The 13769-nt window shown below is 62.3% G+C and carries 19 protein-coding genes; 5 read left to right on the plus strand and 14 right to left on the minus strand.

Annotated features, from left to right (window positions below; genetic code table 11):
• Nucleotides 1-294 precede the first annotated feature (294 nt).
• The 10 genes from ACT6Q8_RS19705 to ACT6Q8_RS19750 all read right to left on the minus strand — a co-directional run bounded on the left by ACT6Q8_RS19705 (nt 295) and on the right by ACT6Q8_RS19750 (nt 7806).
• Nucleotides 295-948, minus strand: a complete 654-nt coding sequence (locus ACT6Q8_RS19705; RefSeq protein WP_444733883.1) for a hypothetical protein — start codon at nt 946-948, stop codon at nt 295-297.
• An 80-nt stretch (nt 949-1028) separates the two neighbouring features.
• Nucleotides 1029-1871, minus strand: a complete 843-nt coding sequence (locus tag ACT6Q8_RS19710; protein WP_054169122.1) for a ParB/RepB/Spo0J family partition protein — start codon at nt 1869-1871, stop codon at nt 1029-1031.
• A complete protein-coding gene (locus ACT6Q8_RS19715) occupies nt 1861-2835 on the minus strand; it encodes a ParA family protein (protein WP_102114350.1) in 975 nt (324 codons plus the stop codon). Before ACT6Q8_RS19715 ends, ACT6Q8_RS19710 begins: the two co-directional genes overlap by 11 nt.
• Nucleotides 2836-2947: 112 nt before the next feature.
• Nucleotides 2948-3277 carry a hypothetical protein gene (locus ACT6Q8_RS19720; RefSeq protein ID WP_444733884.1) on the minus strand — a complete coding sequence of 110 codons (330 nt, stop codon included), beginning with the start codon at nt 3275-3277 and terminating at the stop codon, nt 2948-2950.
• Between the two features lie 10 nt (nt 3278-3287).
• Entirely contained in the window at nt 3288-3647 is a 360-nt protein-coding gene (locus ACT6Q8_RS19725; protein WP_444733885.1) for an HVO_A0114 family putative DNA-binding protein, read from the minus strand.
• Nucleotides 3644-3931 (minus strand): toxin-antitoxin system TumE family protein, encoded by a 288-nt coding sequence (locus ACT6Q8_RS19730; protein ID WP_444733886.1) that lies wholly within the window; start codon nt 3929-3931, stop codon nt 3644-3646. The genes ACT6Q8_RS19725 and ACT6Q8_RS19730 overlap by 4 nt, the downstream gene beginning before the upstream one ends.
• Before the next feature lie 31 nt (nt 3932-3962).
• Complete coding sequence (locus ACT6Q8_RS19735; protein WP_444733887.1) at nt 3963-4778, minus strand: alpha/beta fold hydrolase; 816 nt, start codon at nt 4776-4778, stop codon at nt 3963-3965.
• A 94-nt stretch (nt 4779-4872) separates the two neighbouring features.
• The gene (locus tag ACT6Q8_RS19740; RefSeq protein ID WP_444733888.1) at nt 4873-5085 is read right to left on the minus strand and encodes an alkylphosphonate utilization protein; all 213 of its coding nucleotides are present in this window, start codon (nt 5083-5085) and stop codon (nt 4873-4875) included.
• A gap of 120 nt (nt 5086-5205) precedes the next feature.
• Nucleotides 5206-6528 (minus strand): replication initiation protein, encoded by a 1323-nt coding sequence (locus tag ACT6Q8_RS19745; RefSeq protein WP_444733889.1) that lies wholly within the window; start codon nt 6526-6528, stop codon nt 5206-5208.
• A gap of 702 nt (nt 6529-7230) precedes the next feature.
• The gene (locus ACT6Q8_RS19750; protein ID WP_444733890.1) at nt 7231-7806 is read right to left on the minus strand and encodes a PAS domain-containing protein; all 576 of its coding nucleotides are present in this window, start codon (nt 7804-7806) and stop codon (nt 7231-7233) included.
• A gap of 127 nt (nt 7807-7933) precedes the next feature.
• Between ACT6Q8_RS19750 and ACT6Q8_RS19755 the strand changes: the two genes are divergently transcribed.
• The 4 genes from ACT6Q8_RS19755 to ACT6Q8_RS19770 are packed head-to-tail and all read left to right on the plus strand — an operon-like array spanning nt 7934 to nt 10054.
• Complete coding sequence (locus ACT6Q8_RS19755) at nt 7934-8440, plus strand: hypothetical protein (protein WP_054169113.1); 507 nt, start codon at nt 7934-7936, stop codon at nt 8438-8440.
• Nucleotides 8441-8498: 58 nt separating this feature from the next.
• A complete protein-coding gene (locus ACT6Q8_RS19760) occupies nt 8499-8882 on the plus strand; it encodes a hypothetical protein (RefSeq protein ID WP_156344720.1) in 384 nt (127 codons plus the stop codon).
• A 51-nt stretch (nt 8883-8933) separates the two neighbouring features.
• Nucleotides 8934-9428: a copper chaperone PCu(A)C gene (locus ACT6Q8_RS19765; protein WP_444733891.1), complete on the plus strand. Its 495-nt coding sequence runs from the start codon at nt 8934-8936 to the stop codon at nt 9426-9428.
• Between the two features lie 11 nt (nt 9429-9439).
• Entirely contained in the window at nt 9440-10054 is a 615-nt protein-coding gene (locus tag ACT6Q8_RS19770; protein WP_054169110.1) for an SCO family protein, read from the plus strand.
• Here ACT6Q8_RS19770 and ACT6Q8_RS19775 read toward each other — a convergent pair.
• A complete protein-coding gene (locus ACT6Q8_RS19775) occupies nt 10051-10944 on the minus strand; it encodes a LysR substrate-binding domain-containing protein (RefSeq protein ID WP_444733892.1) in 894 nt (297 codons plus the stop codon). The two genes, ACT6Q8_RS19770 and ACT6Q8_RS19775, sit on opposite strands and share 4 nt — an antisense overlap.
• Nucleotides 10945-11092: 148 nt before the next feature.
• Between ACT6Q8_RS19775 and ACT6Q8_RS19780 the strand changes: the two genes are divergently transcribed.
• Nucleotides 11093-11503 carry a YbaN family protein gene (locus ACT6Q8_RS19780; RefSeq protein WP_444733893.1) on the plus strand — a complete coding sequence of 137 codons (411 nt, stop codon included), beginning with the start codon at nt 11093-11095 and terminating at the stop codon, nt 11501-11503.
• A 73-nt stretch (nt 11504-11576) separates the two neighbouring features.
• On the opposite strand, the gene ACT6Q8_RS19785 is transcribed toward ACT6Q8_RS19780, so the two are convergent.
• From ACT6Q8_RS19785 to hemH, 3 genes are all read right to left on the minus strand, one after another.
• Nucleotides 11577-11771 (minus strand): AbrB/MazE/SpoVT family DNA-binding domain-containing protein, encoded by a 195-nt coding sequence (locus tag ACT6Q8_RS19785; protein ID WP_444733894.1) that lies wholly within the window; start codon nt 11769-11771, stop codon nt 11577-11579.
• 61 nt (nt 11772-11832) lie between these two features.
• Complete coding sequence (locus ACT6Q8_RS19790) at nt 11833-12582, minus strand: substrate-binding periplasmic protein (protein ID WP_444733895.1); 750 nt, start codon at nt 12580-12582, stop codon at nt 11833-11835.
• A 105-nt stretch (nt 12583-12687) separates the two neighbouring features.
• Nucleotides 12688-13734, minus strand: coding sequence for a ferrochelatase (gene hemH / locus ACT6Q8_RS19795; protein WP_444733896.1), 1047 nt, complete (start codon nt 13732-13734; stop codon nt 12688-12690).
• Between the last annotated feature and the right edge of the window lie 35 nt (nt 13735-13769).

Raw genomic sequence — 13769 nt, forward strand, 5'->3', positions numbered from 1 at the left:
CCGCCCTGCCAAAACGGCGGTCTTGAAGGAATTTCGGCTTTTATCGGGTGAACGTGGATCATTTCATGTGATCCCAATCACAAAGCCGCCGCAAAGAGGGCGGCAAACCCCCGTTGCAAAATTTCAGGTATCGGAAAGTTTATTTCTGTGCGCAAAGCCCCTCCCGTCTCGCCAGATTCCGGTTGCTACCAGGAAGACGAACTGAGATCGGGCAATCCGACATGCTGTCGAATTTTTTAAAGGTGGCGCCGCGACAAGCCCCCAGGGGGTAAGGATTCCCCCGGAAGGTAAGGATCAGAACCCGCCCGGCACGCGATAGATATCCGGCTCCTTGGGCTTCTCCACATAGGACAACCGAAGGCTGGCACCGGCCACTTCCGGCTGCGCATCGGGCTTGGCCGGCGGCTTCTTGGCAATCCCCAGGATCAGCTCCGTCAGGCGGCCGTGCACGTCATTTCCCTGGAAAACCAACACATTATCATCGCCCAGCGACTGGTTCAGGATCAGGCCTTCCTGCCGATACCCCTGACCCAGAAGATAATTGCGCAGGGCGTTGGCCGTACCGACAATCTGTTCCGGCTTGGTCGGGGACCCGATCTCCTGCCCCCAGATGACATTCACCCGGAACAGCTTCTTCGTCTTGTACCCCAAGAGGTAAGCAATCACCGCCGGCCCGCTTTCGGGCAGCAAGTCATTGACCTTCACGATCAGGGCCGTCGTTCGCTCCGTCGGTTCTTCCACCCGCTGGATGGCATCGCCCGACAGCTTGAAATCCTTACCGATGGCGTCGCGCACCTGTGCCTCGGTCATGCCGAAGCGCGCGTTGCGAAACCCCTCCACCTGCGCCTCTTTGGCGGTAGCAGCGGGGCCGGCAGCGGGCCGATTCTGGGAGATTGCGGGGGTTGCGGCCAACATCGCCGCCATGGCTGCCGTCAGCATCCAACGCATCGTTATGCCTTCCTTACGCCGTGGGGGAGAATCGGCAATCCTTACCGTTTGGGGGAGCCTTTGCTTGCGACGTCGCAAGTTCAGCCCTTGATCAAGCGGTCGATCCGGTCACGCAGGGCCGTCAGGCTCTGCACCTCATCAGCGGCCAGCCGGCCAGCCCGATCCGACAGCTTGTCCAGGCTGCGGCCCAGTTTACGGGCAACGGTTAGGACAGGGCTTTCGACCACCGGCTCCGTCGGCTTCTGCTTGGCGACGCGCAGTTCCTTGATGGTCGCCCCTTCCTTGATGCGCGACCAGAGGGCAAGCCGCGCCTCCTCCCCTTCCGTATCGGCCAGGACAAACAGGTGGCTCTTGGTCACCTTGTCACGGAAGGCGGGATATTCGGCCTGCACCTTTTCCGGCAGACCGCGCAGGGCCAGCAGGCGGGAGACCTCCGACTTGGACAGGCCGACAACGGCAGCCAGCTGTTCCTGGGCGTAATTATGCCGTTCACCCAGACGGGCCAGGGCGGAGGCGGTTTCCAGCGCATCGAGATCCCGGCGCTGGAGATTCTCCACCAACGCCACTTCCTCAATATCGCCCTTGGTGATGACGGCGAAGATGGTGGGCTTGCCCAGCAAGCCATGGGCACGCCAGCGTCGCTCCCCCGCCGCGATGATGTAACCGCCCTCGGCGTGCTTCTTCACCAGGATCGGCTGCAACAACCCATTGTGGCGGATGCTGTCGGCCAGTTCCATCAGGGCGGCGGGATCGAAATGCCGGCGCGGCTGTTCCGGGTTGGGATGAACCTGATCCAGGTCCAGCTCCACCAGTTCCGGGAAATCGGCGGAGGTGCCGAACAGCCGGTTCAACCCGCTGTCGCGCGGAACCGCCGGCGTGGCGGGGGCAAGCGCCGGATTGGTGCGGGCGAGCTTACGCGACACGGGCTTCCTCCGTCTGGTCGGCTTCAAGCAGGGAACTGGCCACCTCCCGGAAGGGGGCAACAATGGCGGGGTCGGACGCGACATCCACGGTCGGCTGTGCGGCGGCCACCGATTGCGGGAAAATGGTGGAGCGCGGCACCGGGGTGAAGATGCGCAGGCTGCCGCCGAACCGTTCCGTCAGATCGGCCAGTGTGGCGCGGTCCTGTGTATGGCGCGAGGTAAACATGGTGGGCAGGATACCGATGATCGACAAGTCGGGATTACCCCGCCGGCGTACCTTTGCAATGGTGTCCAGCAGCAGCGGCACACCCATCATGGCCAGCATTTCCGTCTGCACGGGGATCAGCACCCCCGTCGCGGCCGCCAGCGCGTTCAACGTCATCATGCCCAGATGCGGCGGGCAATCCAGCAGGATGTAGTCGTAGGAGCGCGACACGCTGGACAGCTTCTCCCGCAGGACCAGCGTGCCCATCGGCTCCGCCATCAGCTCCGTCTCCGCCGCCGACAGCAGGATGGTGGAGGGCAGAAGATGGAACCGCCCGTCACAAACCGGCATCACCGCACCGGATACGGGCTGATCCTTCAGCATGACGTGATAGGTGGTGCGGCCGGCGTCCGAGGCCTCGGCCTGGCTGATGCCCAGATGGACCGTGGCGCTGGCCTGTGGATCGGCATCAACCAGCAGCACGCGCTGACCCAAGGCCGCCAGGGCGGCGGCGATGTTCACGGCGGCACTGGTCTTGCCCACCCCGCCCTTCTGGTTGGAAATGGCGATGATAGTGGCACGGTCACGCTGACGCCGGGCCGGGGCCACGACGATATCGGCCACGGCCTGCGGGATCTTCTCCGTACCGCCTTCCCAGCGCGAAACGCGGCCCTTGTCATACCGGCGGCCCAGGCGGGCATTCAGCCAGTCGGCAAAGGCCTGCTGCGTATCCCCCCGCGCCTCGCGCGCAGCCCTCAACGCCGCCCCATCCATGATGCGCCCCCAACTGCTTGTGGCCGTTTCTGGAGTGGGAGCATAGGGATCGGTTGACGGTCTGTCAACTGGCGGGGTTGTGGGGCGTCAACAGTGGCTATAGCTTACGTACCAGAATACAGCGCCCGCTGGCCTGATTGAGGTTTCCTAGAAAAATGCGATACTTAATCCGCTTGTCCGTATTCACTGCGACCACAGCCTGATGGGTTCCGGTAAGTTCCATTGAAGGAAGTCGCTTCTCTAAGAGCCAAGCGTAGTCAGCTTCAGAACCATCCAAGACGCCTTTAGATATCGCTAGTCGCAGCCAATCACTATCGACTTCGATATCTTGTTCACTCCAGGACCTTAAGTCCTTGATTGTATTCCCCAAGTCGTTGACCAGACTCAATCCGGAAATAGTCAGGCCAGCAATTGTGCTGATATCCATGGACCTTACCTCACGCCGCAAACGTCAATGCCGCCCCCACCTCGGTATACGGCGCTGTCAATTGGTCACCATCCCGCTCGATCAAACCGACGGTCATCAACGCCTGCACGTCAGCATGCACATTCTTCTGATCACGTCCCAGGCGCCGCGCCAGGGCGCGGATACTATCTGCCGGTTCCTGGCGCAGGGCTTCCAACAGCTCCACACGCCGCGGGGTAAACAGGGATGCGAAGGTGCTCCAGTCCCGGAAGTAGAGCCGGTCGGAGGCCTCTACCGTCGTGCCCTCTTCCAATTTCTTCCAGGCATCAACGAACTCCGCCAGTGCCTGGTCTTGGGCGTTCTTGCGAACCTCAACCGTCAACTGCTTCATCGCGCGGCCTTCCATCGTTCGATAGCCGTCAGGAAATCGGCAACCAGTTGCTCAACAGTTTGAAACTGGTAAGGGGTTTCAAAGGCACCATCGTGCCGGTAATCGCCCTTACCCCGCTCATTGTCGAATCCAAGCACCCTTTCGCCCTTGTGGATCAACACCATCCGGTACTTGAACGGGTGTTCCGACGGCGGCACGGGCTGCGGCAATGACCAGATTACCAATTCGGCAAAGCTGGCCGCATCAACTTCAAAACGCCGCCGCAGGACCAGACTGGCTTTCATGCTGGTATCTTACACCAGCAACGCAGCCTCATCAATAATCCACCCCGTGCAAGAAGTCCGCCGCCGCATTGGCCCATTCCACTGGGCTCTGGTCCAGGATATCGATGCCGCCGCCTTCAATGGCGTGGAAGGCGAAGTCGGGGCGCAGGCGGTGGGCATCCAGCGCTGCCTGGTAGATCATGTCGCCGGTATTGGTCAGGATCAGGGTCGGCTGGCGCAGGGCCATCAGCGGGCCGTCCTGGCGATACTCAAAGGCGGCGGCGTGGCCGTACCAGTAGGTGCCCATGGCATAGGCCTGCATGGCCTGCACCACATAATCTGTGATGCGATTCAGGCTGACGCTACCGGCGGCATAGCGTTCGCGGATCCTGGCCACCTCCACCATGTGGGCGGCGTTCGGCAGGGCCGTGAAGGCCTTCTCCCGCGCCACGATATCGGTGATCAGGGCCTGACGCACAGTGTCGGGGATCAGCAGCGGGCCACCCAGGATGCAGGCGCTGATCCGGTCGGGATAAAGGTTCGCGGCTTCATTGCTGACCAGCGCGCCGGTATGGTGGCCGCCAATGGCCGCCCGCCGGATGCCGAGCGCGTCAAGCAGCGGCGGGATGGCAGCGGCATAGTCCGCGATGCTGGGCGGGGCCGACGGCGGATCGGACAGGCCGAAACCGGGCAGGTCCAGCGCGATGGGCCGGATGCCCCGGTCCAGAAAGGGCTGGAACACATGGTCATATTCGTTGGCCGACATGATGGCCTGATGCACCAGGACCAGCGGCTTGCCCTTGCCGCCATCCCAATAGTGTATCTGGCCACAGGGGCCGTCCGCATATCCACGCCGCAGCCGCACCATCTTTTCCTCCCCGATCAAGGTAATGCGGGCAGCATCACCGGAAGCGGACCAGGGGACATCCTACGTCAACGCGTCTGTTCGACAGACGGTCAGATCAGGCCTTCTTGACGAAACAGGTCTTCAGAACCAGGCCCTTCACCTTTTCCACCTTGCCCTCGATCTCTTCCGGATCATCGGTCAGGTGGATGCTCTTGACGACGGTCCCGCGCTTCAGCGTGACATTGGCGCCCTTGACCTTCATATCCTTGATCAGAGTGACGCTGTCACCCTCGGCCAGGATATTGCCGTTGCAGTCCTTCACGTCCATTGTCCGCATCCCTTGCCAGTTGGTTGGTGCGGAACATAGTGCAGATGGGGTGGCGACCCGATTTGCCGATTGCACATCGCGACCCGGCCACAATGTGCATCTCTTGAAATATCTGTCAGTCTATCGACCCTGGCGTGCAGCCTGAAACTCTACCTCGCCGATGCTACCCGATGTCAGGGACGACAGCACGGTTCGCATCGTCGCCTCATGGCTGCGCCGGGCCGTCTCCGCCGTTGCAGCGTGGCCGGCGCGCAGCACCAGCTTGCGGGTGCCGCGCGCCGTTTCCTCGATCCCCACCACGCTGAGGTCACGCAGCAGAGGACCGGGCACCTGCTTTTGGCTAAGGGCATGGCGGGCGGCGGCCCACAGTGCCTCGGCATCGTCGGCATCGGGCAAGGGCGGGGCGGGTTCTGGCAGGGAACGGGGGGCGGCGGCCAGGGCCGGCTTCGTCCCCTCCCCCGCCTCGCGCCTTGTCTTGCGCCCCGTGGAGCTGCGTTCACGTTCCAGGAAGGTGTCGGCGGCCTCGTCCTCATCCTTGGCGTGGAAATCCAGGGTCACTTCCTCGATCTTGCGGCCCTTCCGCTTCATCTTTTCTTCCGGCATCTCCACGCGGAAGGGGGCCAGCTGGTTCACCTCCGCCATGGCGCGGTCGATGGTGCGGGTGCGCAGGATGCCGAAATCCTTGTACGCCCCCTCCGGCACGTTCAACAGCTTGCGCAGCGTTTCGATGTCCAGGGTCAGGGACGGGTGGTCCATCTGATAGCGCTGCATCCCGATCTCATAGAGCTTAAGGGCATAGGTGCTGGTGACCTTGACCATGGCCGGCCCCGACAGACGGGCCCAGAGCTGGGACGAGCGCTGGAGTTCCAGGAAGGCGTCGGTGAACTGGAAATGGATGTCGGTGCTGTCGATCTCCACCTCATCCTCTGGCCGAACATAGGAGGAGAGAATGCGCAATTCCGCACGGCTGCGCCGGCCCCGGAACGGCCCAATGACGACCAGGGAGCTTTCGTAAATCTCCTTCACCGCGTCGAAAATACGCTCATTGCCCTTGTGATTGCCACGCACCACCTTCTTGGGCAGGCGGTAGAGCTTGTTGGCGAAATTCTGGCTGCCAGCCAGATGGATCATGAAATTCAGCATTTTCTGCGCCGGCAGGGACAGGCGCGAGCCGTTGGCGGGGTAGGAATAAACCGCCTCTGCCGCCTTGATCAGATGCTTGTAGCCGTCGCGTTCAAACGTGGCGGCAGCCACCCGCGCCGTCTGACCCATCCGGTCCAGGGTGGGCAGGTTCTCCCCCCCGCCACTGCTTTCCACCAAGCTCCCTTCCAGGTCGATCACCACGCCGCTGTCGCCGGCAGAGGGGACATAGGGCACGATGGCAGCCAAGGGTTCATCCCGCGCCGGTTCGGCACTGCTGGTCTTGCGGCGGCTGGGTGGCATGGCGGGGTCCCCTCTCTTGGGACGGAAGTTAGTCCCTTCCTTACAGCCGGTGCAAGTAAGGAAAGGTGTTTTCCACAGGGATTTCCATGCCTTACCGGATGGGGGAAACACTTACGCCCTGGGGCGTGGGTGAAATACCCCCGAGAAGTGGGGGAAGGCACCCCCGCCCTGTAAGGATGATGCCCAAAAACCCCAGCAATTCCGCGCCTCTCCGCTTCCTAGAATCTTTACTAGAATCTTGGAACACTAAACAGGACAGGATTTTGGGTTTGATTGAGAGATTTAGTGGGATGGGTGTGCACTAACCTGAACTGCCGGTGCGTTCGATCATTTCCGACTCGTAAGGCCTTATCCTTACTGTTTGGGGGATTGGCGACTCAGAACGTGATGTGCCGGCTCACTCCTTACGCCTTGGGGGAATCCTTACTGTTTGGGGGGGGCTGTCATCGCCGGCTTGGCACGCCCCCACGGCGTAAGGAGGAGCCTCCCCCATGCAGTAAGGAGACTCGGGATTCTGCTTCTGCTCTATGGTCCCGAGGACTCGGAAGCTGGTAAGGCAGAAAAAGGGTTTCAGGCCCCCGAACGGTAAGGAAGCCATCCCTCGGCCCGTAAGGATTAGGGGCGTATCTCTCATCCCCCAGGGAGTAAGGATGTGCCGAGTCCCAGGCGCGCAACCCCCTCCCCCAAACGGTAAGGAAAGGCTCAGCGTTCCGTACTGCGCAGGGCCTCGACAAGGTCCAGTTCCATTTCCAGACAGCGCCAGTCGCTGGCCGTGCGGAGATTTCCCTTGGGTAGAATCATCAACATCGCGAATCCCACTTCGCCCGTATCGTCAAGCAAAGGAAGCATCAGGCGATGATAGCCCAGCTTCTCCGTGAAGACGCGGAAACAGCGGTCGGAGAAAACGGGGCCGCCCAGCTCCAGCATGCGTCGGTAGGCATCGCGCACTTCGGCTAATGTCTTGCCGCTATAGCATTGTGACAGCAGCTTGCCGGTCAGGGGAGGGCCGAACAGTTTCACCAGCCCTTGCCCCGCCCACAGATACCGCGCCTGTTCCACGCCCAGGCGCAGATCGACCAGGGCCAGGTTGTTGGCGATGCTGCGCAGGGCAACCGGAGTGAAGTCCAGGGCGCGTGGTATTGTGGGGCCGGCGGCGCATTCGCGCCATTGGTCACGCAGTTCCACCATCATGTCCGGCGTGTCCTGCAAAGGCTCACCCGCGTGGGTTTCCCACATGCCAAAGGGCGCGGCCAGACGGGAAAAGATCAGCATGCCCATGGATGAAACCTTTCGTCCCTTCACAATGGCCCGTCAGGCGTGAGGTGGCAACAAGCATTGAGTTATTGAGAATGATTATCAATATCTCTATTGTTGCGACGTCGCATCTCCACAAGGATCAAGGAACATGCAGATCGACCGTCGCGGCCATGCCCGCCCCCATCGCCCCGCCATCGCCGGCAACATGCCCTTTGTGGCGCTGTACCCGTCGGCGCGGCTGGCCTTGTGGGGGCTGCGCTACTGGGCGGCATGCACGGGACAGGGGCGGTGCCCTTCCCTGCTGCTGCGGGATGTCTATGCATCGGCGGGGGTTCCTCTGGCCCCTGCCAATATCGACCGCCTGATGCGGATATTCCTGATCGCGGCCCGGCATCCGCCGGCCCTGGGCTGCCCCGCTTGCACCCGGCTGACCGATGACGAGGCGGAATTACTGAATGCGATGATCAGTGCCCAGGGCGGGGATGGGGTCGGTTTGGAACATATGATGACGGCATGGTTGCCACCGGAGGCAGCGCAGACGGCGGGTGCCGTGCTGGAGGGGTATTCACGGCTGATGCTGGATGCCGGTTATGACCTGTCATCCGATCGGGTGCCAGTGCTGGAGCGGGCGCCGGTGGGCAGCCGTCTGCATTAAGCCTGGGCGGGCTTGCGACAACAGAACATTGGACAGCGCCCCGCCCGCATGGCATCGCATGGATATGACAGGCGCCATGATCATGCGGCAGGGTGGTTGGCGGGGCTGGACAGCGTGGATGCTGTTGCCGGTGTTGATGCTCGTCGCCCTGCTGCCGCGCGGCTATATGCCGGATACGGCTGCACTGGCGCGGGGTGCGTTGACGCTGACATTGTGCCGTGTGGTGCAGGTGACGCCGGATGGAACCGGCACCCAGACGGTTGATCATGGGCTGGCCTGCCCCTTCGGCCTGTTGCCGGCGCCACTGGGGCCGGTTGAACAGGCCGGTATTCCGCTGCCCCGGCGTTGGGATCGGGCGCCGATGCTTCTGCTGCCGGGAATGATCCGGCACGTCACTGTCTGGGCGCATGGATTGGGTGCGCGGGGACCGCCGGAGGATTGACCTCCCCTGCCCCAACCCTGTTTCATGATGTTTCACAGACGGAATTCCACCATGCGCATGTTCGCCCAACGCCTGTTTCTTTCCGCTGCTGTCCTGCTGCTTGCCGGTGCCGCCCAGGCGGAGATCAGTGTCACCAGCCCCTTCTCCCGCGCCTCTGCCCCCACGGCAAAGGCCGGCGCCGCCTTCCTGACGCTCAACATTGATGCCGGCAGCGACAAGCTGCTGGGCGGCAGCAGCCCGGTGGCGGACAAGGTGGAACTGCATACCCACCTGATGCAGGACGGCATCGCCAAGATGCGTCCGGTCGAGGGCGGCATTCCGGTCACGGCGGGCACGCCGACCGAGTTGAAGCCCGGTGGCCTGCATATCATGCTGATGGGCCTGAAGGCCCCGTTGAAGCAGGGTGAAAGCTTCCCCCTGACCCTTAACTTTGAAAAGGCGGGAGCCTTGACCGTCAATGTGCCGGTACAGGGGCCGGGTGCCAAGGCGCCGATGGCCGAGCATGACCATGGCGGTCATGGCGAGCATTCCGGCCATCAGCACTGATTGTCCGCGTCGTGAAGCGCCGGACATTCTGGACCGGCCTGGCCGTGTTGGCGACTGCCGCACTGCTAGGCACCGTCGTTCTGGTCGCTGACCGATTGTCACCGCAGAAGTCGGAACAAGGACAGGGGCGCGCCGCCATCGGCGGCCCCTTCTCCTTAACCGACCATACGGGGCAGCCGGTCACCCAGGACATTCTCAAGGGCAAAATCTCGCTGGTCTATTTCGGCTACAGCTTCTGTCCCGATATCTGCCCCACCGACCTGCAGCTGATCGGGCAGGCGCTGGATCAGATGACGGACGAAGAACGCGCCGATGCCCAGGCCCTGTTCATCACCATCGACCCGGAGCGTGATACCGCGCAGCAGCTGGCGGGGTATGTCCCCCTGTTCCATCCGCAGATCCGGGGCCTGACCGGTACCCCGGAACAGATCGACGCTGCCGCCAGGGCTTACCGCGCCTACTATAAGAAAGTATCTGCGGAAGAGGCGGGAACGTCTGACTATCTGATGGACCATTCCGCCTTCATCTATCTCATGGACCGCAACGGGACCTTCGTCCGTGTTTTCGGCCATGGGGTGGAGCCGGCAGAAATGCTCGAATGGTTCCGTAAGGTCCGCGCGGGTTAAGTTCCCCCAGGATGTAAGGTTCGGATCGCCGCGGCTACAGCCTCCACGGCTGTGCGGCGGGGAAAGGTCTCGCGGAAGGCCAGACGAACCGTGCGGCCCGCCGTTCCGGGGGCCAGGGGCTGCGTCACCGTGCCAGACACGGGGGACGCGCGCCCCGCCACCGTCACGGCGGGCGCCAGGGTGCAGCCATAGCCGGCGGCCACCATGTTCAGCAGCATTTCCAGGCTTGTCGCGCGAAGGTCGGCGCGTCCGCCGCCCGGCTGCTTACAGGCCGCCAGCGCCTGATCACGTAGGCAATGGCCATCGGCCAGCACCAGCATCTCCACCGTTTCCAACCGCGCCGCGTCGATCTGCTCCATGGCGGACAGCGGATGGGCTTCCGGCATAACCAGCAGGAACGGCTCGTCGAACAGCGGGATGTCCACAATCCCATCTTCCATCACATCGGTCGCCAGAAGGGCGGCATCCAGTTCATGACGTCGCAGACGCGATAAAAGATTGTCGGTGACATCTTCCCACAGCACCAGATCCAGATTTGGATAGTGCTGTTTCAGCGGGCCCAGCACACGCGGCATCAGATAGGGTCCAAGGGTCGGGATGACCCCAAGACGTAAGGAACCGGCCAGCGGATCGCGCCAGCCCTGGGCCAAGGCGGCAATGGCGTCGGCATTCTCTACAGCGGCGCGGGCCAGCGGCAGGATCTGTTCCGCCGCCTGTGTCGGGACGACGGACTTGTTGGTGCGCTCGAACAGGGTCATGCCCAGCATTTCCTCCAGTTTTCGCAACTGGCCGGAAAGGGTGGGCTGGCTGACATGGCAGGCCTCTGCCGCCCGCCCGAAATGGCGATGGTCGGCCACGGCGATGACATAGCGCAGGTCCCGTAGATTCATCCTTTAACCCCAGAACTCATGATAGGTTTTACCGATCATTATCATTCGAACAATCAATTGTACCAGTTGAAATGACGGGACTACCGTGCAGGATGCTTGTCGTTTGGCCTGATTGCGACGTCGCAATCACAGGTCAGGAGAAGAGATTATGAAACGACCCTCCCCTGTGCCTCGGCCCATCGCCCGTGGTCTTTACCGGCTTGGTGCCAGCCTGTTCCTGCTGCTGGGCATGGTCGGCATGGTTCTGCCGGTCATGCCGACGACGGTATTTCTGCTGCTGTCGGCATGGTGCCTGATCAGGTTGGGTGATCCGCGTGTGGATCGGCTGTTGCTGCATCCGCGCTTTGGTACGCCTTTACGGCTGTTCCTGGAGCGGGGGCAGGTGACACGGCGCGGCAAACTGCTGGCGCTGGCTGGGATGAGTGTGGGGGCGGGCATCCTGTACATAACCGCCGAGGGGCAGTCCTGGCTGGCCGGCGGTGCGATCGGATTGCTGGCCCTGGCCGCCCTCTATGTCGTGTCACGGCCCGAACCATGCCCCCAAACGGTAAGGAACTAGATGGAAGCCGCCTGTGGCTTCCCAAGGGAAACTTTAAAAGCCCATGGTCGCCAACACATGGGCTTTCTTTTTTTTATGAGCCTTTGCCCGTTCGGCCCAACATGCTTTTCAGCAGTTTCTCCCCCGGCGCCCTGGCCGGTGCTGCCAGTTCGACGCGGTGATCCGCGGTTAACAGCAGAGTCAGACGGTCACCGGGCTTCAGGCCCAGATGGTCCAGCATCTCCGGTGTCAGTGTAATGCCGCCGTTGGGGCCGATGATCGTGTCCATGGCATGATCCAAAATGGTTTGGTCACCAGATTAGGACGGGCGGCGGGGCAGGGCAATGGGATCAGGAGGGTGGCTTCGATGCCAGCAGATCGGGTATCGCCCCCTCCGCCCGCAGCTGTGCCAGCCCTTGGTTGAACGTATCGAGAATCTGTTGGGCATTCGGGTGGTGGCGGGCCACGATCAGATGCAGGGTAGCCTCGCTGGCGGCGGGGCCGGGTACGGTGGCCAGCTTTTCCCGCTCAGTCTGTTCTGCACGGCGGGCGATGGCGATGCGTTCATCCTCCACCATGAAGTCGGCCCGTCCACCCACGATCATGGACAGGCAACTGCGCTGCTGGGTCGGTGTCACCCGCTGTACATCGCCCTGCCGGATCAGGAAATCCATCCAGGGCGGCAGGCCATAGCCGACGGCCGCGCAAACCCGCTTGCCTTTCATCCAGCCGCTGGCCATGGCGGCTCGTTCATTGCCCAGGGCTACGATCAGATGCTGGCGCACTGTTGTGATCGGGTCGGAGAACAGCACTTCCCGCATACGCTGTTCGGTACGGATATAGGGGAAGGTCCCATCGAACCGTTGGGCCAACAGGCCTTCATAGCCCCGACGCCAAGGTTCCACGGCCAAGGTCACGTCCTGGCCGGATTTGGCGAAGGCCTGCCGTACCAGCGCCGTGACAGGGCCGCCATCGGGCAGCCTGTCATCCACATAGGGGGCATAGTCGGTGCCGGTAACCAACTTTAACGGTGCTGTCTCGGCCAATGCCGGCACGGGAGACAGCGACAAGACCAGCAGGACCATCGCCAAACGCCGCACCTGATGCCCCCGAAGACCATCAACACCCTGATCAGACTATGGTTAACCATAGTCTGTGGTCAATCGAAGGTTAGAGAATTCTATGCCCCCAGGCGGTAAGGATGGTCAGAGCCAGCCCGCCAACTCCCGCTCCACAATCCCGCGCAGCAGGCTGATATGATCAGGGTGATCATTCAGGCAAGGGATGTAGGTGAAGTCGGTCCCCCCAGCGGTAAGGAAAGTCTCCCGAATACCCTGGTTCACTTCCTCCAGCGTCTCCACACAGTCGCTGACAAAGGCGGGGGCCAGGATCGCCAGCTTCTTCACACCCTGTTCCGGCAGGGCCTTGACCATGGGTTCCAGATAGGGCTGCAGCCATTCCGTCCGCCCGAAGCGGGACTGGAAGGCATGTGTCAGCATCCCCGCATCCATGCCTAGCTTCTCCCGCAGCAGGCGGGCGGTCTTCAGGCAGTAGCAGTGATAGGGGTCGCCCTTTTCCAAATACATCTTCGGCAAGCCATGGAAGGAAGCAATGATACGCTCCGGCTTCCAGTACAGGCTGTCCAGATGCCGGGAGACGCCGGCGGCCAGCGCCTCGATATAGGCCGGATCATCGTGATAGGTGGGCACCGTGCGTATGGCCGGCTGCCGGCGCAGCGTCATCAAATGGCGGAAGGCCTGGTCACAGGCCGTTGCCGTCGTCGTGGCGCTATATTGCGGATAGAGCGGGAACAGCAGAATACGCTCGCAGCCCTGTTCGATCAGGTTGTTGATGCCCTTGGCGGTGGAGGGGTGGCCATAGCGCATGCCCCATTCCACGATGATCCGGTCATCATGCGTGCCCTTCAGCGTGGTACGCAGCCCATCGGCCTGGGCGCGCGTGAAGGTCTTCAGCGGGCTTTCATTGCGTTCCTGATTCCAGATGCCGGCATAGGCATGGCCGCTTTTCCGGGGCCGGAAGGTCAGGATGATACCCTGCAGGATTGGCTGCCAGATGGCCTGCGGCACCTCCACCACGCGCCGGTCGGACAGGAATTCCGACAGATACCGGCGCATCGACCAATAATCGGTGGCTTCCGGTGTTCCCAGATTGATCAGCAGCACGCCAATCTTGGGCGCCTTGACGGGCGGATGGCCGGCGGGCAGGGCGGGCGAGGGGCTGTTCTGGGTCAATTCGGGACATACTCTGACAGGGAAGGGGAGCCCGC

Origin of the sequence: Niveispirillum sp., from assembly GCF_052437035.1 — a bacterium.
In the GTDB taxonomy this organism is placed as follows: Bacteria; Pseudomonadota; Alphaproteobacteria; order Azospirillales; family Azospirillaceae; genus Niveispirillum.